General features: G+C 60.3%; 21 protein-coding genes. 7 read left to right on the forward strand and 14 right to left on the reverse strand.

The annotated features are described in order from the left end of the window. Positions 1-204 precede the first annotated feature (204 nt). Positions 205-771: a DUF6101 family protein gene (locus tag ACXHXG_RS03090; protein WP_283049417.1), complete on the forward strand. Its 567-nt coding sequence runs from the start codon at positions 205-207 to the stop codon at positions 769-771. A 69-nt stretch (positions 772-840) separates the two neighbouring features. On the opposite strand, the gene ACXHXG_RS03095 is transcribed toward ACXHXG_RS03090, so the two are convergent. The 3 genes from ACXHXG_RS03095 to ACXHXG_RS03105 form a co-directional block, all read right to left on the reverse strand. After that, positions 841-1,296, reverse strand: a complete 456-nt coding sequence (locus tag ACXHXG_RS03095; RefSeq protein ID WP_283049415.1) for a GNAT family N-acetyltransferase — start codon at positions 1,294-1,296, stop codon at positions 841-843. A 40-nt stretch (positions 1,297-1,336) separates the two neighbouring features. Continuing rightward, positions 1,337-2,299, reverse strand: coding sequence for a 4-hydroxybenzoate octaprenyltransferase (gene ubiA / locus ACXHXG_RS03100; RefSeq protein ID WP_283049413.1), 963 nt, complete (start codon positions 2,297-2,299; stop codon positions 1,337-1,339). 62 nt (positions 2,300-2,361) lie between these two features. Then, positions 2,362-3,171: a MipA/OmpV family protein gene (locus ACXHXG_RS03105; RefSeq protein WP_457898457.1), complete on the reverse strand. Its 810-nt coding sequence runs from the start codon at positions 3,169-3,171 to the stop codon at positions 2,362-2,364. Between the two features lie 261 nt (positions 3,172-3,432). Here ACXHXG_RS03105 and ACXHXG_RS03110 point away from each other — a divergent pair, with 261 nt between their 5' ends. Continuing rightward, positions 3,433-3,864 (forward strand): hypothetical protein, encoded by a 432-nt coding sequence (locus ACXHXG_RS03110; protein WP_457898458.1) that lies wholly within the window; start codon positions 3,433-3,435, stop codon positions 3,862-3,864. An 82-nt stretch (positions 3,865-3,946) separates the two neighbouring features. Here ACXHXG_RS03110 and ACXHXG_RS03115 read toward each other — a convergent pair whose 3' ends face one another. Both ACXHXG_RS03115 and ACXHXG_RS03120 read right to left on the reverse strand, forming a co-directional pair. Continuing rightward, entirely contained in the window at positions 3,947-5,206 is a 1,260-nt protein-coding gene (locus ACXHXG_RS03115; protein ID WP_457898459.1) for a cyclopropane fatty acid synthase, read from the reverse strand. A gap of 145 nt (positions 5,207-5,351) precedes the next feature. Further along, positions 5,352-7,661 (reverse strand): Tex-like N-terminal domain-containing protein, encoded by a 2,310-nt coding sequence (locus tag ACXHXG_RS03120; RefSeq protein ID WP_457898460.1) that lies wholly within the window; start codon positions 7,659-7,661, stop codon positions 5,352-5,354. A gap of 249 nt (positions 7,662-7,910) precedes the next feature. On the opposite strand from ACXHXG_RS03120, the gene purD reads away from it, so the two are divergent. The 3 genes from purD to ACXHXG_RS03135 all read left to right on the forward strand — a co-directional run bounded on the left by purD (position 7,911) and on the right by ACXHXG_RS03135 (position 11,944). Further along, positions 7,911-9,182, forward strand: a complete 1,272-nt coding sequence (gene purD, locus ACXHXG_RS03125) for a phosphoribosylamine--glycine ligase (protein ID WP_457898461.1) — start codon at positions 7,911-7,913, stop codon at positions 9,180-9,182. 121 nt (positions 9,183-9,303) lie between these two features. Beyond that, positions 9,304-9,732, forward strand: a complete 429-nt coding sequence (locus ACXHXG_RS03130; protein WP_457898462.1) for a plant virulence effector HPE1-like domain-containing protein — start codon at positions 9,304-9,306, stop codon at positions 9,730-9,732. Positions 9,733-10,126: 394 nt separating this feature from the next. Then, a complete protein-coding gene (locus tag ACXHXG_RS03135; protein WP_457898463.1) occupies positions 10,127-11,944 on the forward strand; it encodes a methyl-accepting chemotaxis protein in 1,818 nt (605 codons plus the stop codon). A 72-nt stretch (positions 11,945-12,016) separates the two neighbouring features. On the opposite strand, the gene ACXHXG_RS03140 is transcribed toward ACXHXG_RS03135, so the two are convergent. The 7 genes from ACXHXG_RS03140 to ACXHXG_RS03170 all read right to left on the reverse strand — a co-directional run bounded on the left by ACXHXG_RS03140 (position 12,017) and on the right by ACXHXG_RS03170 (position 21,753). Further along, a complete protein-coding gene (locus ACXHXG_RS03140; protein WP_457898464.1) occupies positions 12,017-12,511 on the reverse strand; it encodes a 2-thiouracil desulfurase family protein in 495 nt (164 codons plus the stop codon). A 14-nt stretch (positions 12,512-12,525) separates the two neighbouring features. Beyond that, complete coding sequence (gene glyS, locus ACXHXG_RS03145; RefSeq protein ID WP_457898465.1) at positions 12,526-14,640, reverse strand: glycine--tRNA ligase subunit beta; 2,115 nt, start codon at positions 14,638-14,640, stop codon at positions 12,526-12,528. An 84-nt stretch (positions 14,641-14,724) separates the two neighbouring features. Next, positions 14,725-16,527 (reverse strand): DUF2207 domain-containing protein, encoded by a 1,803-nt coding sequence (locus ACXHXG_RS03150; RefSeq protein ID WP_457898816.1) that lies wholly within the window; start codon positions 16,525-16,527, stop codon positions 14,725-14,727. Positions 16,528-16,780: 253 nt separating this feature from the next. Continuing rightward, positions 16,781-18,718, reverse strand: coding sequence for a DUF2207 domain-containing protein (locus tag ACXHXG_RS03155; protein ID WP_457898466.1), 1,938 nt, complete (start codon positions 18,716-18,718; stop codon positions 16,781-16,783). Positions 18,719-18,811: 93 nt separating this feature from the next. Beyond that, positions 18,812-20,068: a 3-phosphoshikimate 1-carboxyvinyltransferase gene (locus ACXHXG_RS03160; RefSeq protein WP_283049399.1), complete on the reverse strand. Its 1,257-nt coding sequence runs from the start codon at positions 20,066-20,068 to the stop codon at positions 18,812-18,814. An 87-nt stretch (positions 20,069-20,155) separates the two neighbouring features. Next, complete coding sequence (locus ACXHXG_RS03165; RefSeq protein ID WP_457898467.1) at positions 20,156-20,707, reverse strand: LemA family protein; 552 nt, start codon at positions 20,705-20,707, stop codon at positions 20,156-20,158. Between the two features lie 86 nt (positions 20,708-20,793). Continuing rightward, positions 20,794-21,753, reverse strand: a complete 960-nt coding sequence (locus ACXHXG_RS03170) for a glycine--tRNA ligase subunit alpha (RefSeq protein ID WP_104822174.1) — start codon at positions 21,751-21,753, stop codon at positions 20,794-20,796. Between the two features lie 121 nt (positions 21,754-21,874). Here ACXHXG_RS03170 and ACXHXG_RS03175 point away from each other — a divergent pair, with 121 nt between their 5' ends. Together ACXHXG_RS03175 and ACXHXG_RS03180 are read left to right on the forward strand one after the other, a co-directional pair. After that, complete coding sequence (locus ACXHXG_RS03175; protein WP_457898468.1) at positions 21,875-22,159, forward strand: hypothetical protein; 285 nt, start codon at positions 21,875-21,877, stop codon at positions 22,157-22,159. Positions 22,160-22,167: 8 nt separating this feature from the next. Next, a complete protein-coding gene (locus tag ACXHXG_RS03180; RefSeq protein ID WP_457898469.1) occupies positions 22,168-22,482 on the forward strand; it encodes a type II toxin-antitoxin system RelE/ParE family toxin in 315 nt (104 codons plus the stop codon). 122 nt (positions 22,483-22,604) lie between these two features. Here the strand turns inward: ACXHXG_RS03180 and ACXHXG_RS03185 are convergent, their stop codons facing one another. Both ACXHXG_RS03185 and ACXHXG_RS03190 read right to left on the reverse strand, forming a co-directional pair. Next, positions 22,605-22,796 (reverse strand): hypothetical protein, encoded by a 192-nt coding sequence (locus tag ACXHXG_RS03185; protein WP_104822173.1) that lies wholly within the window; start codon positions 22,794-22,796, stop codon positions 22,605-22,607. Between the two features lie 16 nt (positions 22,797-22,812). Next, positions 22,813-23,673: a S49 family peptidase gene (locus ACXHXG_RS03190; protein WP_283049397.1), complete on the reverse strand. Its 861-nt coding sequence runs from the start codon at positions 23,671-23,673 to the stop codon at positions 22,813-22,815. Between the last annotated feature and the right edge of the window lie 136 nt (positions 23,674-23,809).

Here is a 23,809-nt window from a genome sequence, read left to right on the forward strand (position 1 = left end):
ACCGGTTGCGCGCTCCCATTCACGTTATGGAAACCCTGATGCATTCGACTTTGCTAACCATTTGAGGACGCAAAGTTTTCTTAACCGCGATTTTTAAGCTGTCTGGAAGGGGGGCCGCCTAATCTGCACCCAACGAGAGGACATGACGTTCTCCGTAAGAAGACCGGAAAACCGGCTCTCAGGTAAAGCAAGGGTAGAGATTAGATGACAAATACCGTCCTGAAGCCCGATTGGGCTGGAACCACACTGCGGCTGGATCCGACGCGCTTTCCGCAACAGGTCAGCTATGCCATGCGGGGTGCCGCGGGTGATGTCACCATCACGATCGACGAACGCGGCGCGGTGCTGCGCAAGATCTTGCCGTCCAGTGGCCTGCCGCTGTCGGTCGCATTGCCGAAGCGTGCCTTCAAGGGCGTTGCCGCCCGCGCCATCGACCATGGCGACGGCGAAGTCACGGTGACGCTGGAATTGCATCATGAGGATCCCGATCTCTGCATCCCCCTCCTCGTCGCCCATGATTTGAGCGACATCGCCGCCGACTGGCGCTCCTGGTCGGAAGCCTTCCGCATTCCGATGATGATGATCGAAGCCGACGGCGTCGCCCGTCCGCTGGAAGAGCATCTGGGCGGCGTCGCCACCCGCGACATCCAGCCCCGTCGCCGCCACTCCTATTTCGCCAATCGCCGCCCGCGCTTCCTCGTGCGCCGCTCGACCGGCAAGCTCGGCGTCAAGATGAAGATCGAAGGCCGCGAGATTATCGCGCGGCGCTGAGGCGCATTCGTTCGCTTACTAAATTCTCAAGAATCGGCCGCGGGAGAGGCAATCCCGCGGCCGAAATCTTTATGGCGTCAGTGAGCGCTCCATGATGATGGTTCGTTCGTCGCCGTAGAAACTGTCTGAGACACTGTTGAAGCCGAGCTTCTCGTAAAAGCCCTGTGCAGTGATGGACGACGGCACGGACAAGGTGGTGATGCCGCCTGTGATAGCCGCCTGTTCGATTTCAGCCATGAGGCGGGCGCCAATGCCGCGCCTTTGTGCGGAAGGAGCAACGAACACCGTGCGGACAACGGCGCCATCGAGGCTGGCAGTACCAACGATGCTTCCGCCATCGATCGCCACGAAGACCGTTCGGCTGCCCAACAGCTTGCGCACGGCAGCGGGACTGAAACTATCGGCAACGCGATCGATGATATCGGGAGAATAGTCCTTCGCATTGACCTCCCGAAGTGCTGCAAGGATCACGTCGCTGATTGCTTCAGCGTCTACCTTGGCAGCAGGGCGGATTTCACATGCCATGACGCCCCCTTGAGAACCGCATGTGGCAAACCCCCTCCCCTCACGGGACGAGGAACAAGAACGACAGAAAGAGGCCGGCAAAGACGATCAGGCCGACCCGATTGTTGGACTTGAACAGGGCAAGGCACTGCGCGCCATCGTTGATATCAAGCACGGCGATTTGATAGGCGAACATGCAGCCGGCGACGATCAGGCCGAGATAGGCAAGCCAGCCTGCTCCCGCCAAGGCGAAGGACACCAGCATCAGAAACAATGTCGCGCCATAAAGGCCGATCAGCCAGAGGCGGGTCTGATCACCGAAAAGCCGCGCGGTGGAGCGCACGCCGATCAGCTCGTCATCCTCCTTGTCCTGATGCGCGTAGATCGTGTCATAGCCGATCGTCCAGAGAATGGAGGCGGCATAGAGCACGATCGGGGCAAAGGACAGGCTGCCGAAGAGGCCGGCCCACCCCATGAGAGCGCCCCAGGAGAAGGCGAGGCCGAGGAAGAATTGCGGCCAATCGGTAAAACGCTTTGCAAAAGGATAAAGCGCGACGACGGCTAGCGACAGGATGCCGAGAACGACGGCGAACCAATTGAATTGCAGCAGCACCAGCAGGCCGACCAGAGCCTGCAGCGCAATGAACATCTTGGCCTGCCAGCGCGTCACCCGGCCGGACGGCAGCGGACGTGAGCGCGTGCGGGCCACTTCCATGTCGATCTCATGATCGACCAGATCATTATAGGTGCAACCGGCGCCGCGCATGGCGACGGCCCCGATGAAATAGAGGATGAGGTGGTAGATCAGCAGAAAGCCGGGCGAAGGCTGGCCCGCCGCAACAGCAGCATTAGCCGCCAACGCGGCCGACCAGAAGCAGGGCCACATCAGGAGCTGCCAGCCGATCGGCCTGTCCCAGCGCGCGAGCTGCGCATAGGGCCAAAGCGCCGCAGGCAGGATGCGATAAACCCAGTTGCCGGATGATGCGTCTGCGACGCGCCCGTTAATGTCGCCTGTCTTTTGCATAGACGACTAGTAGTGACATCTGGCGGGCGCGGTCAAGCGGCAGGGCTGACGCCCCGCTCTTTTCAGTTCAGCGTGAAATTGAACTTGTAGCTGGCGGAAACGCCGACCAGCAACTGGTTGCGGTCGCCGCGTTCTCGCACGAGGCTGCTATCGGCAGCCGGGCCGGTCAGGCGGGAATATTCGACGAAGGCGCTCGTGGTCCAGTTTTGGCTGGCCTTCCAGGTCAGCGCACCGCCAGCGCCGACGGACTTCACGCCGCCGCCCGGATTATAGCGGCTGAGGCCGGAGGCTGCGGACTGCTTGGCGTTAACGCCATAATAGGTGTCGAAATAATCAGGGGAAGCGAGCGTCATGCGCGGGCCGCCGGAGAGGCGCAGTTCCGGCGTGATGTCGGTGAACGCGTCAATGGCAGCGTCGGCGACGACACCGCTATGCGCGCGAATGCCCTGGCGGACTTCGACACGGGCGCGCAGCCAGTCGGTCGGATAGGCTTCGACGAAGCCGCCCACTTCGGCGCCCCACTTGACCTTCTTCAGGCCCTTCAGCTCGTGACCGTCGCTGGAATCCCGGCTCGGCACGAATTTGCCTACGATACCGGCGCGGATGCCGTCATTGTCGATGAACGCGAAAGAGGGATTATCGTTGCGCGAGGAGAAACGCGGGCCTGGGCCCTGCTTGCCGACGGAGATTAACGGCGCCCATTGCAGCTTGTTGTGTTTGCTGCCTTCGAATTTCGGCGCGGTGAAACCGGCTGCACCGACGCTTAGATACCAATCACCCGACCAAAAGTGCTGACCGTCCCCGGCCGAAGCGGCGCCCGCAGAAACAGCGAGCAGGCCGAAGGTGAAAAACAAACGCGATTTCACAAACACAATCAACTCCATAATACGCAATACAAAGGGCCATACACGCCCTTAGAGTTGCCGCAAATTATCCCGATCGCGTTACCGCTCTCTTAACCAAACACGACTGAATTCGAGGGATAAGGCGAAACTTAAAAAAGGCAATTTCACCGGCTCCGAGCCTGCGCCGATGTGTCGCGGTGATTTAATTCCGGCACAGGTTACTCAATCATTGGTATTGCCTACGCCGCTATTGGGATTCCGATATCGGCAATTCAAAAAGAGAGCGGAATGAATACTATATCTTTGATTTCTCTCACTGCATTTCTCGGTATCGGCTTGACGCTTTCAGGCTGTGTCGGCACGCCAATCGATGGCACCAAGCAGAACCAATATTCCCACAGAGCGATCTCCGGCAAAAAGACCGCGCTTGGCATGGTCGCGTCCGTGAAGCGGGATTGTACGTTCGACGCCTACCCCTATACGGGGATCATCAAGCAACCTAGCCACGGCAAGGTCACTTTCGAACACGGCCCGGTTCGGGTTAAATACGATAAGGACAGTGACGCCTATGTCTGCAGCGGCAAGCCGGTCGAAGGTACGACGGTATATTACACGTCCGATCCTGGCTTCACCGGCACGGATCAGTTCGCTCTGCGCATGACCGTGTTGTATGCAAATAAAGTCAGCGACGAGAATCTGACTATTCAAGTGGTCAAATAACGCTGTCCTGCCCGGCTGGGCCAACATCAAAAAACGCCGAGCCATGGCAATCCACGGCTCGGCGCAACCTCAACGGCGATATTTAGAACGTCACCTTTTCCAGCGGCGCACGGGTTGCCTCAAATAGCCTGAGCTTCGCTTCCCGCTCGGCAATGTAGTTGCGGTTATCAGGAACAGCGAACTGGTTCTTGGCAATCTGGATCTGCATGATGAAGAGTTCATCCCAGCGGAAGCCCATTTCCGAGCCGGCCAGATAAAACTCCCACATGCGGAAGAACTTCTCGTCATAGAGCGCGACAGCCTCGGCCTTGCGCGCCACGAAGCGGTTGCGCCAATGCCGCAGCGTATGGGCATAATGCATCGGCAGGATTTCGACATCCTTGACCAGCAACCCGGCCTTTTCCAGCGGTGCCACGGCCTCTCCGACGGATGGAATATAGCCGCCGGGGAAAATATACTTCTCGATGAAGGCGTTCGTCCCAAAACTCGGCTTCGGACGGGCGATAGAATGCAGCACCATGACGCCATTGTCGTCGAGCAATTCGTGGACCTTGCGGAAGAACTTGCCATAGTCGCCGATGCCGACATGCTCGAACATGCCGACCGAGACGATGCGGTCGAACTTCCTGCCGGTCATATAGCGATAGTCCTGAAGCTCGAACCGCATGCGGTCGGACAGGCCGCGCTTGGCGGCGCGATCGCGCGAAACCTTGAGCTGCTCTTCGCTGAGCGTGATCCCGGTGAAATCCAGGCCGGGATTGGCTTCGGCTAGATACATGCCCATGCCGCCCCAGCCGGAGCCAATCTCCAGAACGCGCTGCCCTGGCTCGACCAGCAGCTTGGCGGCGATATGGCGCTTCTTGGCCACTTGGGCTTCGTCCAGGCTGATGCCAGGCGGCACGAAATAGGCGCAGGAATATTGCCAGTCCTCATCGAGGAAGAGATCAAACAGCTTGGCCGACAAATCATAGTGATGCGCAACATTGTATCTGTTGCGATTGATCGGCGAGCGGCTTTTGATCTGCTGCCAGGCAATGCGACCGATCAAGAGCGCCGCCATGCGCAGATCAAAGATTTCGTTGGTCGTATTCTGCTTCACCAGCGAGAGGAATTCATAAATATCCCCCTGCTCCAGAATGAAGCGGCCTTCCATGTACATTTCGCCGAGCTTCAAGGTCGGATCGCGGGCAATCGCGTCCTCAGCCTGTTGATCGGCGACGCGGACGGCAACCGTCTCGCCGGACCCATCCCCGATCATATGCGTCTCGCCGGATGCGAGCGTAAGTCTCAGGGAGCCTTTACGGACGATTTTTTTAACAATCGAGAAGAGTGCCGACGCCATGGACGCCTCGCCTATGATGACATGACATTAGCACGGACTTTAACGCGTCACATCAATGTGGCAAGCGCACCTTTTCGCACTCGTTGGCACTCCGGCAACAACTCTGCCAGAGTGTGACATTCTTGCACTGAGTCTCGCTAAGCCCTTATTTTCGCTTGAGTGCATCCGCCAGAGCGGCACCGAAGCTGCCGTGCTGCTCCGGCTTCGGGCCGCTATCACGCCTACCGCCAGCGTTGTGCCCCCCACTTTTTTCGCGCGATTGATGCTGAGGCGCCGCAGCCGCAGTGCTGCCATCCTTGCGCATGGAGAGGCCGATTCGTTTGCGCTTGACGTCTACCTCCACAACTTTCACTTTTACGACGTCGCCGGCCTTGACCACTTCATGTGGGTCCTTGACGAAACGGTCGGCGAGCTGCGAGACGTGGACAAGGCCATCCTGGTGGACACCGATGTCGACAAAGGCGCCGAAGGCGGCGACGTTGGTTACTGTGCCCTCCAGCAGCATGCCGGGCTTGAGATCGCCTATCTCGTTGACCCCCTCGGCGAAGGTCGCCGTTTTGAAGCTCGGGCGCGGATCGCGGCCGGGCTTTTCCAGTTCCGCGATAATGTCGCGCACTGTCGGCAAACCGAATTTTTCGTCGATGAACTGGCGCGGATCGACCGCCTTCAGCGCAGCAGCATCACCCATCAGATTGCGCAGATCACGGCCGCATGCCGCCACGATCCGCTTCGCCACGCCATAGGCTTCCGGATGCACCGATGAGGCGTCGAGCGGCTCCTTGCCATCGGGAATGCGCAGGAATCCGGCGCATTGCTCGAAGGTGCGCTGGCCGAGACGGGCAACCTTCAGGAGATCGCGGCGGGTCTCGAAACGTCCCTCCCCGTCGCGATGCTTGACGATCGCGTCGGCAATGGACGGGCCTAGACCCGAGACGCGGGAGAGCAGTGGCGCGGAGGCCGTGTTGAGATCGACACCGACCGCGTTCACCGCATCTTCGACGACGGCATCGAGCGAGCGCGACAGCTTCTGCTGGTCGACATCGTGCTGATACTGGCCGACGCCGATCGATTTCGGCTCGATCTTGACGAGTTCGGCCAGCGGATCCTGAAGACGGCGGGCGATGGAGACGGCGCCGCGCAGCGATACGTCGAGACCGGGAAACTCCAGCGCCGCCGTTTCGGAAGCCGAATAGACGGAAGCGCCTGCCTCCGAAACAATCACCTTGGTCGGTTTCGGTGCCGGCAGATCCGCCAGCATGTCAGCCACCAGTTTCTCCGTCTCGCGGCTGCCAGTGCCGTTGCCGATTGCGATCAGCTCGACCTGGTGCTTGCGCACGAGCGCAGCCAACGTCGCCTGCGTGCCGCGCACATCGTTTTTTGGCGGGAAGGGATAGACCGTCGTCGTTTCCAGCAGCTTGCCCGTGCCGTCGACCACGGCAACCTTGACGCCGGTGCGGATGCCGGGATCGAGGCCCATGGTCGCACGCGATCCGGCCGGAGCCGCGAGCAAAAGATCCTTCAGATTGCGGGCGAAGACGTGGATGGCCTCCTCTTCGGCGCGTTCACGCAGCTCTCGCATCAGGTCGAGCGACAGCGACATGGAGAGCTTGACCCGCCAGGTCCAGCTTGCCACCTCCATCAGCCAGCGGTCGCCGGGCTTGCTCGTGCCGATCTCATAAGCCGTCGCGATCATCCGCTCTACCGGCTTGTTCGGCGAGACCGCATCGACGTCGACCTCGATGGTCAGCGTCAGCATCTCCTCATTCCAGCCGCGCAGCATGGCAAGCGCGCGATGGCCGGGAGCGGTTGCCCAACGTTCCTGATGATCGAAATAATCGGCGAATTTCGCACCCGCCTCCTGCTTGCCGTCAACGACCCTCGCTTTCAGCAATGCATTCGTTTTCATATAGGTGCGCAGCTTGCCGAGCAGATCGGCATTTTCGGCAATGCCTTCGGCGATGATGTCGCGCGCCCCATCGAGCGCCGTCTTCACGTCGGGTACGTCAGCGGTGATGAAACCCTCGGCAAGGGAAGCCGGCTCCCTGGAGCGATCGGCAACAATGGTATCGGCAAGTGGGCCAAGGCCGCGCTCCCTGGCGATTTCGGCACGGGTGCGGCGCTTAGGCTTATAGGGCAGATAAAGATCTTCCAACTCAGCCTTGGTGGCGACCACGGCGATCTTGCGCATCAGCTCGTCGGTCATCTTGCCCTGACCGGTAATCGACTCGACGATAGCCGCCCGGCGGGCTTCCAGCTCGCGCAGATAGACGAGGCGCTCCGCCAGCGTGCGCAACTGACCGTCATCAAGACCGCCAGTCACCTCCTTGCGATAGCGAGCAATAAAGGGCACCGTGGCGCCTTCGTCGAGAAGCTCGATCGCGGCCTTGGCCTGATCCGCACGCGAATTGATTTCAGTGGCGATGGTTGCGGCAAGGGAGCGGATGTCGGCGGCCATAGGATTCTCTGAACTGAACAAGGGTGAGGAGACCATAAGCATGATCCCGAAAAGTACGAAGCGGTTTTCGGATCAGATAGTGCCGATCCAAGCAACGAAAGCGGACCGACGATTCGAAAACCGACGTCTCGCATTAGCGACATAAAAAGGCGTTGCAATGTTGTAGCCTGCGCCTCCACAGGATTTGCCGCTTGACCTTTGGTCCAGCGGCCCTTAACCGCGCAAATGGACGCAAGAAAAGGGCAAGCCATGAAAGTTCTGTTGATCGGATCGGGCGGACGCGAGCATGCGCTCGCCTGGAAACTGGCGCAATCGCCGCTGATGACGGAATTCTACGCCGCGCCGGGCAATCCCGGCATTGCCGACCATGCCACACTTGCCGCCATCGATATCGAAGCCCATGGTGCGATCGTCGCCTTCTGTAAGGAAAAAGCCATCGACTTCGTCGTCGTCGGCCCGGAAGCGCCGCTGGTTGCCGGGCTTGCCGACCGCTTGCACGCAGAAGGCATCGCCGTGTTCGGTCCATCCGCCGCAGCCGCGCAGTTGGAAGGCTCCAAGGGGTTCACCAAGGATATCTGCGCCCGCTACGATATCCCGACCGGCGCCTATCAGCGTTTCAACAATGCGCCAAAGGCGAAAGCCTATATTCGTGCGCAGGGCGCGCCGATCGTCGTCAAGGCAGATGGGCTCGCCGCCGGCAAGGGTGTCACCGTTGCCATGACGGTCGAGGAAGCGCTCGCTGCCATCGATGACTGCTTCGAAGGCGCATTTGGCGCGGCCGGAGCCGAGGTCGTGATCGAAGCCTATCTCGACGGCGAGGAGGCGAGCTTCTTCTGCCTTTGCGATGGCAAGCATGCGCTGGCTCTTGCTACCGCCCAGGACCACAAGCGCGTCGGCGACGGCGATACCGGCCCGAATACCGGCGGCATGGGCGCCTATTCCCCCGCTCCGGTCATGACGGCGGAGATGGTCGAGCGCACGATGAAGGAAATCATCGAACCAACGATCCGCGGCATGGCGGAAAGCGGCCATCCCTTCTCCGGCATCTTCTTCGCCGGGCTGATGATCACCGCCAAGGGACCGGAGCTGATCGAATACAATGTCCGCTTCGGCGATCCGGAGTGTCAGGTGCTGATGATGCGGCTGAAGAGCGATCTGCTGCCGCTGCTTCTCGCCTGCGCCAACGGCACGCTGGATCAGGTCAGCGCCGAGTGGAGCGACGACGTGGCGCTGACCGTGGTCATGGCCTCGAAAGGCTATCCCGGCTCCTACGCGAAGAATACGCCGATAGCTGCCCTGCCCGCCGACAGCGAAGGCGCCAAGGTGTTTCATGCCGGCACAGCGCTGAAGGATGGCGCGCTGGTCGCGACCGGCGGTCGGGTGCTGAACATCACAGCGACCGGCAAGACCGTCAGCGACGCGCAAAAGCGCGCCTATGCCCTTGCTGGCGAGGTGCAATGGGAGAATGGTTTTAACCGCAGCGACATTGGCTGGCGCGCGATCGAACGCGAAAATATTTGAGGCGAAAACCGCCAGCCTGTGCCGATTTCTGCGGTTCCGCTAAACTTTTATCGAATCTCCTGACAGGATGGAAACAAAGGGACGCTAATCTCTCCAACATGTAAGACGGAGTGGTTTTGTTATGAGTCCCTTTTTCCTGACTTTGGCATGTGTGCTGGCCGCCGGCTCGGCCATGGCTTCGTCGATCCAGCCCATCGACAGCAAGACGGAAACCGGTGGCGATAGCATCATCGACAGGGTCTGCACAGATTGCCCGGCGATCAAGCCGCCAATGGTCAAGAAGGACTACGTGGTGCCGGACCTGGCGCCGGGCACGCAGTCCGTCGTCGTGCGCGACATCGATGGCCAGAGGAAGGTGGTGCGCACCGAGGCCTGGATGGGCGGCTCACCGGTCGTCTTCATTTCGAAACCGACGCCCGAGGCGCTGGCGGCCGCCAATGTTCCGATCGACGGCATCGACCTCACCGCAAAAACCGCTGCTTTGCCCCAATCCGCCAAAGCGAAGACACCCCCGCCACTCGATCTCTCCGGCTTTGAACTTCGCCAGTAACAATAGCTGTTCGACCCCGTTCCCTGCCCCGCCCCGGCCAAAGTTTCGGTCGACGGGGTCTGCCGCAAGGCGGACCAATGCGCCCCTGAAGAGAAGCAGGGGCGCATTTGTTTTGCATAGCAAACTACAGAATTTTTCCCGTCCGCTCCGGATAGTCTTGAAAGCGAGCCTAGTATTATTTATTGCGAGGCAACAAAGTTTACCTCGAGAGTTTTTTAATTTCCGATCACGCTGTTTTGATTAAATCTTTATTAGATATAAAGCGCCACTTTGCTTGCACCGGACAGCAGCATGTCATTTCGAGCAGCGGCAAGCGTATTGGGGTTTCTCCCAGGCGATCGCACAGGCGGTAGGATACCGCGCCGGTATTCATCCTACCCTGTTGCGAGGCATTATGAAGAATCTCAAGATCGCCCATCAACTCTTCGCCCTTCTGGGCGTGCTTATGGCAGCTTTTGCCGTGGCGACCTATTTCGAGATCCGGTCGCAGGCGGACTCGATCTATGACGACCGTTTCGATATGCTCCGCACGCAGGTCGAGTCCGGCATTTCGGTTCTGAATCAATATTATCAGCGCGAAAAATCCGGTGAGATGACACATGAGGCCGCCCAGGCCGAAGCCTTCAAGCTCCTCTCGCATGTCAGCTTCCAACCGGCGGGCTATCTCTTCGGCTTCGACTACAGCGCCACTATGCGCTTTCATCCCAACCCAGCCAATGTCGGCAAGGATATGTCCGGCCAGGTCGACAAGAACGGCACGCATTTCAGCAAGGAAATGGTCGAAAAGGGCATCAAGGGCGGCGGCCGCACCGTTTATTACTGGGTCAAGCCCGGTCATCCTGACAGCGAGCTTTTCCTGAAGGGCAGCTATTCCGCCGCCTTTGCACCATGGCAGATCGTTCTCGGCTGCGGCGTCTATATGGACGACCTCGAAGGCCAGATCCACGCGGCAATGTGGCGCGCGCTGCTGATCTGCGGCATCGTCTTTCTCGTCGGCATTGGTGCTGCGTTCTACTTCATTCGCGGCATCACCAAGCCATTGGCCGATGTCCATACCGCTCTCAAGGCCGTGGCTGATGATGACGTGAAAATCATCATTCCTCACGCCGAGATGCGCAACGAAATCGGCCTGATGGCGCAGGCGACCCGGTCGCTGCAGGAGAAGGTCCGCGAACGTCACGCCCTGGCGGATCGTCAGGCCGCGCAGGAGCTGGAAATCAGCAGTGAGCGCGAACAGAACCTTCGCCAGCAGCAGGACGAGGCCCAGGAACAGGCCCGCGTCGTCGCCACCATCGGCAGGGCGCTCGAAGAGCTTGCCCAGGGCGATCTGACCGTGCGCTGCGGTGATATCGGCATCGGCTATGCCGGCCTGCGCAACAACTTCAACGAGGCGCTGTCGCATTTGGAAGCCGCCATGGGCCGCGTCAATGCCAAGGGCAACGACATCGGCGTCAGCAAGGAAGAGATCCGCCGCGCCTCCAACGAGCTTTCGCAGCGCACCGAACGCCAGGCCGCCAGCCTGGAAGAAACCTCGGCTGCCCTTGACGAGCTTACCGTTGCCGTGCGCCAGACTGCCGAGGGCGCGCATGAGGCCAGCAAACGCGTGCATGCCGTCTCGACCGAGGCATCGCGCAGCGACGCCGTCGTCGCCCAGGCGATCGATGCCATGAGCGGTATCGAGAAATCATCCGAAGAGATCAGCAAGATCATCGGCGTCATCGACGAGATCGCCTTCCAGACCAACCTTCTGGCGCTGAATGCCGGCGTCGAGGCGGCCCGCGCTGGTGAATCCGGCAAGGGCTTTGCCGTCGTCGCCCAGGAAGTGCGCGAACTGGCGCAGCGCTCCGCCGCTGCCGCCAAGGAGATCAAGGACCAGATCGCCCGCTCTTCCGGCCAGGTCGACCAGGGTGTCCGCCTTGTCGGCGAGGCCGGCGAAGCGCTGAAGCGCATCTCCGACCAGATCAAGGCCGCCAACGAGATCGTCTCGAAGATCGCCCACAGCGCCTCCGAGCAGGATACGACGCTGCGCTCGATCTCGTCTTCTATGAACCAGCTCGACGCCGCCACTCAGCAGAACGCCGCCATGGCGGAAGAAACGACGGCATCGGCCGAAACGCTCGCCGCCGACACCGAGGATCTGCTCGGCCTCATCCGCGGCTTCCGCGTCAACGACGGCCGGCCGCTGGCACGACAAAACCGCCGCGCCGCTTAAACTATAACGTAACAGCATCATGAACCGCCGGGCACAAACCCGGCGGTTTTTCTTATGGGGATGTCGAAGGCTTCAGTCGGCCGCAGCAAGCCGCTCGATCAGACGGTCAATCTCACCGCCGGAATAAACCTCGATACCGGCTTGCTTCAGTAGTGCAGCCGTGACGCCGTTGCCTGCATGCCGCCCGCCGGAGAAGGTGCCATCATAGATGAAGCCTGAGCCGCAGGACGGGCTGCCGTCGATCAGAAGAGCGTAGCGGCAGCCGGTTTCCTGTGCGAGCGCCAGAGCATTTTCGGCCGCCTGACGAAATTCCGCCGTGACATCGCCGCCGGTGATCTCCATCACGCGTGCAGCGCCGGCAAGCACATCCTCGCCGCTCGCACCATCGGCAATTTCGGCCGGCGGTCGCGGCACGACCATGCCGGCGGACATTTCCGGACAGATCGTCACCAGCCGCCCCTCCTCACGCCAACGCTCGATGGCCGGATGCACGAGCGGCTTGGAACGGCCGTCGTAACGGACGGCATGGCCCATGAGGCAGGCGCTGACGAGGATCTTTCCGGTCATCGCGCCTCCATGCCTTACCCCGAAATCTTCGAGAAATCCGCGACCGTGCCGGTTGCCTCGCGGATCAGGCGCAGCAGCGCCAGGCGGTTGGCGCGGATGGCGGCATCTTCATCGTTGACGAACACGTCCGTGGCGAAGCGATCGACGGGCGCGCGCAACTTGGAGAGCGCTGACATGGCCGAGCGGAAATCTTCCTTGGCAACCGCATCGGACGCCTCGGCTGAGGCCTTGGTGATGGCGGCGAAGAGGTCTTTTTCAGCATCGAGCTTCAGCAGGTTCTCGGAGACGCCGTCGGCAATAACTGTGCCCTTCTTCTCCTCGACTGCGAGGAACTGGGTGGCGCGCTTGGTGCCGGCGAGGAGGTTCTTGCCGTCTTCCGAGGTGATGAAGGCGGTCAGCGCCTCGACACGACGGGCGACCATCAGGAGGTCGTCGGCTTCCGGCGTCAGCACCGAGTCGATAAGGTCGTAGCGGGCGCCCTGATCGCGGAGATAGACCTTCAGGCGATCGTGGAAGAAGGCGAGAAGATCGATGTCTTTTGTCGTCGCCAGCAGCGGCAGCCGAACCTTGCGCTCCAGAAGAATTCTCACCACGCCCAAAGCCGCGCGGCGCAGCGCGAAAGGGTCCTTAGAGCCTGTAGGCTTCTCATCGATCGCCCAGAAGCCGATCAGCGTGTCCAGCTTGTCGGCCAGCGCGACCGTGATCGCCACCTTGTCTTCCGGCACGCGGTCTGACGGGCCTTGCGGCTTGTAGTGATCCTCGATCGCAGCGGCGACGGAGGCGTCTTCGCCCTGCAGCACCGCATATTTGCGACCCATGAGGCCCTGAAGCTCCGGGAATTCGCCGACGGCTTCGCTGCGCAGGTCAGCCTTGGCGAGAACTGCGGCGCGGTCGACCTTGGCCGGATCGGCGCCGGTGATCTTGGCGAGTTCAGCCGCAAGCACGCGGATGCGGGCGACACGCTCGCCCTGGCTGCCGAGCTTGGCATGGAAAGTGACGTTCAGCGCATCGAGCTTCGCCATGCGCTGATCGAGCGGCTTCTTCAGGTCGAGGCCGAATTTTTGGGCAGAGGCTTCCAGCGTTTCAAGGTCCGGCAAATCGCCCTGGTCGCGCTTCCAGAAATGCAGCGCATCGGAAAGACGGGCGCGCACGACCTTGCCGTTGCCGTGAATGATCTCCTTGCCGCCATCCGTCGCCTGGATATTGGACACGAGAATGAAGCGGTTGGAGAGCGTCTCACCGGCCTGCGGACGAGTGACGAAGCATTTCTGATTGGTCTTGATCGTCAACCGGATGATTTCCGAGGGGATCGACAGGTAATCCTCTTCGAAGGAGCCCATCAGCACCTGCGGCCACTCGACCAGGCCGGAGACCTCTTCCAGCAAGCCCTCGTCCTCGACCAGCTCAAGGCCGTTGGCGAAAGCGACGTCGCGGGCATCGTGCAGAATGATGTCCTTGCGGCGCTCGGCATCGAGAATGACCTTCGCCTTTTCCAGGCTGGACACGTAATCATCGAAACGCTTGACGATGATCGCCTGCGGCGCATGGAAACGGTGGCCATAGGTCACGTTCGAAGCGACGATGCCGTCGATCTCGAAGGGGATGACGGCCATCTCTTCATGCTCCGTGCCGAACATGCAGACGATCGACTGCAGCGGGCGCACCCAGCGCAGCGAGCCGGGCTTGGCCGACGCCTTGCCCCAGCGCATGGACTTCGGCCAAGGGAAATTCTGGATGATTCCCGGCATGACGTCGGCAACGATAGCTTCTGCGGCGCGACCGGGCTTGGAAATGATCGCGACATAGAAATCGCCCTTCTTCGGATCGCTAATGACCTGCGCTTCCGAGATGGACGACAGGCCGGCACCACGCAGGAAGCCATCGATCGCCTTTTCGTTGGCATCGGTGCGCGGACCCTTGCGCTCTTCACGCACGTCGGCGGAGCGCGCCGTCAGGCCGCGAATGTCGAGCGTCAGACGCCGCGGCGTCCAATATTCCCTGGCACCCTCATAGGAAAGACCTGCCTCGACCAGCGCGTCGGTGACGAGCTTCTTCAGATCACCGGCAGCCTTGCGCTGCATACGGGCGGGAATTTCCTCGGAGCGGAGTTCGAGAAGGAGATCGGGCATGGGAGCTGTCTTTACGTTGAGGCAAAATGATCCGGGCGGACTTAGCAAGCCCGGCGGCAAAAGTCATCCCGCCAAACGGCGAAATTACCATCCGCCGCCGCCACCGCCGCCTCCGCCACCGCCGACAGCACCACCGCGCTGGTTCGGTGGATCATCGGAAGAATCGTTCCGGCTGGTCGACTCCGACGATTCGTTTCCAGAGAAGGCAGAAGCGGTGGCCGAAACCGGGGTTGGGGAAATGGTGGATGGGATGAATGCCGCGACGGCCGACGGCAGTGCGGCGACATCGCTCACCCAGCCCAACCCATGGTGATGGTGATGGTGATGGTGTTCGTGTCGTCTGCACCATGATGGTTGGTAGGAAGATGCCTGCTCCAGCCCCGCCGAACCGACGGCAGCCTTCGTGATCCACGTCTCGAACACCCGCGACCACTTCTTTTCCACGCCGAGGGCAACCGCATAAGGCAATAGCTCCTCAAAATGCTCCGGCGACGTGCGGATATCGTCCTGCACCACCATGCGCCCTTCATCGACCAGAGAAAGATACTGCCGCAAACCCTCGATCTTCCCGATCGCCCTGGCACCGAGCTTCGTCCATGTTTCGATGAAGGGAGCAAAGACGAAATTGACACCGACTATGGCCATGATCAACCCGGCCAGCAGAATTCCTTCCGGGCGCACCGTCCCGGGCCGGTCGGACGCGATGGCGCCTACAAACACCAACGCGATAAAGCCGAACAGGACCACAAGGCACCAGATCGCGGAAAGGCGCGTCTGCCGACTGACGCCGCGCCGACGGAGAAACGTGGTGAATCCTCCGATCGTTAATGCAAACAGGCCAAATACTAGCGCCATTACAAAACCGCCGCTATCCCGGCCGCTCATCGAGACGACACCAAGCGCCGCTAGCGTCAATAGAAGGCTCCCTCCCATATACGAAGCGTTGGACTTGAAGTATCGCCCCTCATGATCCCGCTCGATCACCTTTCGAAACGCCCAGGCGACGCGCTTTAATTCGGCGTCGTTTTTGCGATCGAACACCAGCGGATCACGCGGTCCGACAGCGTTCATTAGTACGAATTCGGAGTTATCAAGCGCTTCCGGCAACGGCTTTCCGGTGGAGTGCACCAAAAGCCTCTCGCCGAGATCATCGAGCTTTGCGTAACCCTTGACGGCAAGGCCGAGAAGAGCGGCCGACATCGCCGCTCCCACGCCATTGGGGAAGCCCTTGTTGTCGATATAGTTTGCAACGGCAGGCGAAACATTCTCGGGCGGGTCCCAACCCGGCACGAGAACTCTAGGAGAAGACTTTCGCCCGGCGCGGCGCCAGGCCACGAGGTGGTATACGACGAGGACAAGCAGGCCGAGCGCGGCAGCCGCAATCACCGCCGGCGCATCGTCCGGCACCACAATAGAGCCTTTCGGCAGCATAACCGAGACCGTCAACCCCTCGCCTTTTGCCAGAGGACGGGTTGTGGAGAAGACAATCTTATCCGGCTGCTGAACTGCAGTTGCGTTCTTGCCGGTCGCATTGGCAACGCCGGTGAAATAGGCAAGCCTCTGTGGCTTCACGCCATCAGGTAGGATGATCGTTGCCGATGCCTGCAGGATAGGAAACTGCCAGCCATTGCCGGTAACGTTCCAACAAAGCTCATCATAATCATCGAAGAAGCGGAACTGCCGGTCCGTCTTATAGGTGATGCGGAATGTGTGCTTGCCACGGTCGAGCAAGAAAGTCTTACCATCCTTGTCGGGACGTCCGATGTAGATGCGCGTGCCGCCGTCGATCTCTTCCTCACGCCACTCCTCCGGCTGACCGTCGCGCTCGACGGATATCACGCTGAAATCGACTCGCCTTTTGCGTCCGGCGGCATCAACGAACTCCAGTGGAAAGTCACGAAAATGCCGCGCCGAATGGCTTTTCCCTCAGCGTTGGCGGTGATCGTCTCGACAACCTGCAACGCGCCGCTTCGCGCGACAGTCATCGTCTGATCAAAACTGACAATTGTTTCGGCCGCTATAGCGGCGTGCCACCAACAGACCGACAGAAGTGCAACGAGCAGGCTTCTGACCGAAAACGATATTCTCATGCCCCACCCCGCAATGACGGCTCACCCCCGTGAAGCCGATTTTTAGATAACTACCATCCGCCGCCGCCCCCGCCTCCTCCGCCGCCGCCGGAGGACCCGCCGCCCCCACCTCCCCCGCCGTCGAAGGCGGAGGACGAACTCGATACGGGTGCTGGAATCGTGGACGCGATGGTGGATGCCATGGAGGAGGAGAAATCGCCGATCGTTCCGCCGATATTGCCGGGGTGGAAATCGCCGGAGTACCAGACCGGCGCATAGGCTGCCGCTGCCGCGCCCGCAGCGGTGGCAAGCCATGCCTCGAAGGCACTCGACCAGGGCTTTTCGACGCCGAGCGCGACTGCATAGGGCAGCAGTTTTTCGAAATGCTGCGGCGACATCTGCGGTGCGCCCTGCATGTTCATCCGGTCGCGTTCGGCCAATGTCAGATATTGCCGCAAACCATCGATGCCATCCGTCATCTTGCGTCCGAGTGGCGTCGGCGCGCCCATCAGGAAGAAGAAGACAACATTGAGGGCGAAGATGCCGACAATGCCGGCCACCAGCGGGAGCAAGCCCGCCTCCCATAGTGGCACGACCGCGGCGGCAAAGCCGCTCACGGCAATGGATACGAAGACGAAGCCGAAAAAGGCGAAGATCAAGACCGAAAGAATGCGCCGGGCGAGGCCGGCATCGCGTCTGCGGAACCTGCGACCGATCGAACTGGCCAAGAGCGTCACGAAAATCGACAGCAATCCCGGCACGATGATGAGCGGCAGGGCATTCTCATGCAGGCGGCCGAAGATGACAATGGCAGCCAAAATCAGGATCGACAAGGCGATGCCGGCAATAACGTAGAGTGAATTCGCCTTGTAATATTCACCGCGATGGTCGCGCTCGATCGCGCTACGGAATTTCGAGCCGAGTGTCTGCACCGCCTCGCCGTTTTCCTTGTCGATGACAAGCGGGGAGAATGGCCCGACGGCCTGCATGAGCACTTTGTCGCCGCCGCTGAGATCACTGCCTGCCTTACCGGTCGGGCGGATGACCACTTTTTCCTTCAGGTTGTCGAGAATGACATAGCCGCGCACCGCAAGATCGATCGCCGTCGCCGACAGCGCCGTCCATCCGGAGCGGACGAAACCCCGGTTGTCGATATAATTGACCAGCGCCGGCGAAATACCTTCGGGCGGATCCCAGCGCGGGACCATGACGCCGGGCGGAGGGTCGAGGCCGACTGCGATCCAGCTCCGCATGTAATAGGCAAACAGCAGGATCAATCCGCCAATGGCGATGGTCGTATCGAGATGATCCCGGAGGAACCAGCCCCATTGCTGGCCAGCACTCGGCGGCGCGATCGCCCCCTTCGCGAGCTTGATGGCGATCGTCAGGCCTTCGGCTATGGCAAGCGGCCGGGTCGTGACGAAGGTGACGATGTTGCCCTGCGCGCTGGTGCTGGCGTTCTTGCCATTGGCGCCGAGCGGCCCCGTGAAGACCGCTAGCTGCTGAGGCTCCACGCCATCGGGCAATGTGACGATCGCCTTGGCATTGAGGATCGGGAACTGCCAGCCATTGCCGGTGACGTTCCAATAAAGCTCGTCATGATCGTCAAAATAGCGCATCTGACGATTGGTATCATACGTGATGCGGAACGTGTGCGGACCTGGGTTAAGGCTTTGGTCGGCCTTGCCGATATAGATGCGCTCGCCGCCCTTGATGCGCTCGCTGTGCCAATCCTCCGGCTGCCCATCCCGCTCGACGGAAACGACCTTGAAATCCACCTCGTTCTCGCGACCGTTGGCATCGGTGAATGTCAGCGGAAAATCCCGGAAGATGCCACGGCGGATGGCACGGCCTTCCGCATTCACCGAAATCGTCTCGACGACCCGCATGGAGCCGTCGCGGTGCAGGGCGATTGCCTGATCGAAATTGGTGATGAGTTCGGCCGCCGTTACTGTCGTTGCGCAAAGCAGCAGGCACAAAGCCAGGAAAAACCCGCAAAGCCGTGTCATCACTCCCCCAAGAGATACCTGCAGCGCCGTTACCGGCGCCGCTTCGCGTCAAGAATGTTTCCGCGCCCAGGCCTCTCTTGAGATGGCAGAGCGTCAGTCTTCGTAGGCAACACCCAGCGAAGCCAGCACGTTCCAATAGGACGGGAAGGTCTTGGCGACGCAATCGGGGTCGAGAATGGTGATGCCGCCGATTTTCAGACCGGCCAGGGCGAAGCTCATGGCGATGCGGTGATCCGCGAAGCTGTCGATCTCGGCCGGCAGGACTTTACCGACCAGGCTTGGATCGGAAGCGACGATAAGATCGTCCCCCTCTTCCGTGCCGAGATTCGGAACGATACGCGACAGGCCGCTCGACAGCGCCCGGATACGGTCGCATTCCTTGACGCGCAGGTTCTCGATGCCGACGAACCGCACCGGCGTCTCGTTGAAGGCGGCGAGAACGGCGAGCGTCGGGATAGCGTCCTGCATCTGCGAGCCGTCGATGACGGCAGGAAGATGCGGGAACTTCGAAATCAGATCATAGGCACGCGCATCCGGCTGCGAGAACTCCGTTGCCGGCGTGCCGAGGTCGATCTTGCCGCCGCTCAGCACTTCGGCTGCCCAGAGATAGGTTGCGGCAGAGGCATCCGGCTCGATCAGGAAATCGGCCGCATGATAGCCGGTAGGCTCGACGCGCCAGGCGACCGGGCTGACACGCTCCACCTTGGCGCCGAAGGCGCGCATGGCGGCAACCGTCAGATCGATATAGCCGAGAGCGCCAATATGTTCGCCAAGCAGTACGACATCGACCGGGCGGTCGCCGCCGGCGGCCATCATCAGCAGCGCCGAGACATATTGGCTGGAGAGGCCGCCATCGATCTCAACACGGCTCGCCTCGAAGCGGCCGGTGCCGTTGATGGTCACGGGCGGGCAGCCGGTTTCCGCCGAAGCATCGATACCGAGAGAGCGGAGCGCATCGACCAGCGGACCGATCGGTCGCTTGCGCATGTGGGCGTCACCATCGACGACAACCTTGCCGTCGACCAGCGCAGCAGCAGCCGTCAGGAAGCGTGTCGCCGTGCCGGCATTGCCGAGGAAAAGCGGTGCAGCCGGCGGCTGGAGCTTGCCGCTGCCGGTGACGATGAAAGTCGTGTCGTCGGGCTCGTCGATCGTCACGCCCATGGCACGAAGCGCTTCCGCCATATAGCGCGTATCGTCGCTCTTCAGCGCACCCGTCAGCCGGCTGGTTCCCTTGGCGAGGCCGGCGAGCAGCAGCGCCCGGTTGGTGATCGACTTCGATCCCGGAGGCATGGCACGTCCGGTCAAAGGCTTGCCCGGCGGGATAATCGTGAGTTTGGCTCTACCCATCATCAATCTCTTTGGTCAGTCCAGAAAGCGGCCAACGGCCTGCGGTCGGCTTCCTTTACCGCCTGGAATGCAAAACCGATAGGAGGAATTTTAGAACTTGACGGATGGAACGGCGCGATCCGCCTCGTTGGTGATTTCGAAGAAGGCGCGCTTGCTGAAACCGAAGGGGCCGGCGAGCAGATTGTTGGGGAAGCTCTCGACCTTGACGTTGAGATCGCGGGCCGCACCGTTGTAGTAGCGCCGCGACATCTGGATTTCGCCTTCGATACCTTCGAGAGAGCGCTGCAATTCGAGGAAATTCGTGTTGGCCTTCAGATCGGGATAGGCTTCGGCAAGCGCGATCACACGGCCAAGGGCCTGTGAAAGCAGGCCTTCCACCTGGCCGCGGGCGGCGATATCGCCCGACGGTACCGCCTGCGCCTTGTTGCGCAACTCCACGACCTCATCCAACGTCTGACGCTCATGGGCGGCATAGCCCTTCACGGTTTCGATCAGATTGGGGATCAGATCGGCGCGGCGCTTCAACTGCACGTCGATACCAGACCACGCCTCCTCGGCCACCTGTCGGGCACGAACGAGGCCGTTATAAATGAAAATAGCGTAAAGTGCGGCCAGTATGATGACCGCCAAAATAATATACATGGCGAACCCCCGCTGGGACTACAATCGAGGGGACACTATGCGGCTTCGCGGATGTTGTCATCCGCTTTCGCTATTCCGCCAATGTCTTACGCTGCCTGCTTGCCCCAGTTCGCACCGCCGGCATCCGTGAGCAGGAAGGCTTCACCACAGGCTTTCGCCAAAGTGCGGACGCGCAGGATATAGCTCTGGCGTTCGGTGACAGAGATCACGCCGCGCGCATCGAGCAGATTGAAGACGTGGCTGGCCTTGATGCACTGGTCGTAAGCCGGGAAGACACATTTGTGCAGGAGCTGATTGGCATTGTCGCCCGGCGCACCGGCAGCGAGCAGCGCCTGGCATTCCTTCTCGGCGTCGATGAAATGGCGGTGCAGCATTTCCGTGTTGGCATATTCGAAGTTATGCCGGGAGTATTCCTGCTCGGCCTGCAGGAAGACATCGCCATAGGTGATCTTCTCGTCACCTTCGAGACCGTTGAAATTCAGGTCGTAGACGCTGTCGACACCCTGGACATAGGTTGCCAGACGCTCAAGCCCATAGGTCAGCTCGCCGGCGACTGGCGCGCATTCGATGCCGCAAATCTGCTGGAAATAGGTGAACTGCGACACTTCCATGCCGTCGCACCAGCATTCCCAGCCGAGACCCCAGGCACCGAGCGTCGGGCTCTCCCAATCGTCTTCCACGAAACGGATGTCATGCAGAAGCGGATCGAGACCAATCGCCGCCAGCGAGCCGAGATAGAGCTCCTGCAGGTTCGGCGGATTGGGCTTCAGGATGACCTGATACTGGTAATAGTGCTGCATCCGGTTGGGATTTTCGCCGTAGCGGCCATCGGACGGACGGCGCGACGGCTGCACATAGGCCGCTTTCCACGGCTTCGGGCCGAGCGCGCGCAGGGTAGTCGCCGGATGAAACGTGCCGGCACCGACTTCCATGTCGTAGGGCTGCAGAACCGCACAACCCTTGTCGGCCCAATAATTGTGCAGCGTCAGGATCAACGCCTGGAACGAGCGCTTCGGATTCATGTTATCGGGCGGGGTCGCGGTCATGGAGATCAGCTACTATCTGCTTGGTGTACGTTGGCGCGACAGGTGCCACGATGGAAGACAAGGGTCAAGAGATGACGTATAGATAGGGCTATGCGTCTCCACGCTGCTTTGGACAAGGATCATGAACGTCAAAACAGAAATCACCTTATCGGAGCGCCATCTCCGCCTTGCAGAGAAGATGGTCGAGGAAGGCGCATTTCCATCGATCTCCGATCTCGTTGAAGCAGCTATCGAGCAGATCGACCAAATAACGCATCATGACAAGGCGCCCGACGACGTCGTGTCCGACATGGCGGACGAAATTCGCCGGCGAATGGAATTGCCGGATGACCGGTGGCTGCCTTGGGATGGTAAGGAAATGGCGTCCAGGGTGAAAGATCGACTGCGCCAGAAATACACTAAGTAAGTTATCCCATGCGATATGCGATAACGAAGCATCCATTTGTCGAGCGCGATCTCTTCGACATCGTAGATTTGATTTCCAACTATGCAGGTATCGAAGCCGGTCTAGCGAAGGTAGACGCAATCACCGACTTCATCGACAAGCTCAGCGAATTTCCACATATAGGCACCATTCGCACCGATATGGGACCAACGTTGCGGGCAATACCTGCTTCAGAAAAGGCGGTCGTGTGTTTCACCGTAGATGACACGACCAGGATCGTCCGCATCATCTGCATCAGCTATGCGGGCGCGGATTGGATGTCTCAGGTAAAGAAGCGACGTTGAGATCGGTATCGTTGCCACGTGCATTGGCTTGATTGCGATCAAATCTCCAATCGGCGGGAAGTTTGCATCCGAATGATTTCAGCTTCTCTAAAGTCCGCTTGCGTCGTTCCGACTTGTCCATTTCACTCATCTTCCCGCTTCACCCGATACTCGCCCGTCTTCGGGTCCTTCACCAGCGTTCCGATGGCGCCCGTGCGCCGTTCGCTTTCGGCGCGGCGTGATTTCTCGGTGAGTTTTCGGGCGTCGCGCAGGAAGCGTCGATAAAGAAGCCAAATACCGCCGACAGCAACGATGAAGAAGATGATCTGCGGCATCACGCAGCGCTCCCGATTACAATCCGTACCGCCCCCACAATGCCTTTTCCTCTGCCACCTCTGCAAGTCCGGAGGCAAGGCCGGCGCCGATGCCGTCCATGCCTGAAAGGGAAATGCCCGGCGCGCGACGGCCGAAGAGGCTGCGCGGCGTGGTGACCAGCTCGAGCTTGATCTTGTCGCCGAAACGCTTCTTCAGCTCCTGGCGCATATCACCGAGCCCGTCGATGAGGCCGAGTTCCAGACCGCGACCGCCGGTCCAGAAGAGGCCGGAGAATACGACCTCATCCGCCGCCAGCTTGCTTGCCCGGCGTTCGCGCACCATGTCGATGAAGACCTTGTGGATCTCCAATTGCAGGCTCTTCAGATACTCGATGTCCTTTTCCTTCTCCGGCTGGAACGGATCGAGGATCACCTTGTTTTCGCCGGCTGTATAGACGCGGCGCTCGACACCGAGTTTCTTCAAAAGCTCCGGAAAACCGAAGCCGCCGGAGACGACGCCGATGGAACCAACGATGGAGGTGGCATCGGCAATGATCTCATCGCCGGCGAGCGCGATCATATAGCCGCCGGATGCCGCCACATCCTCGACGAAAACCAGCACCTTCTTCTCTTTCTCGCGGGCAAGATCGCGGATGCGGTTATAGATCATCCGCGATTGCACCGGCGAACCGCCGGGAGAATTGATGACGAGCGCGACGGCCGGGGCTGCCTTCATGCCGAAGGCCTTTTCCAGCGCCTGAGACACGCCCGCAAGATTGAGCGATTGCCGGAGGGGACCGCCGCCGGAGGCAATGACACCACTCAGCCGGACGACAGGAATGACCACCTTTTCCTTGCGAAACCGCTTCGGAAGCATGCGCCTAAAAAATCCAGCCATTCGTCATCCCTGATTCATGATGTTTGCTGCAGGTGATGTATGCATGGAAACGGCAAACGCAACATCCATCCTTGCATTTCGCACCCGGTTCCCTGCCTGGCCGCCATGTTTTTTGCCGATCAGCAGAGGGACGAAG

The organism is Rhizobium sp. LEGMi-198b (assembly GCF_054114205.1).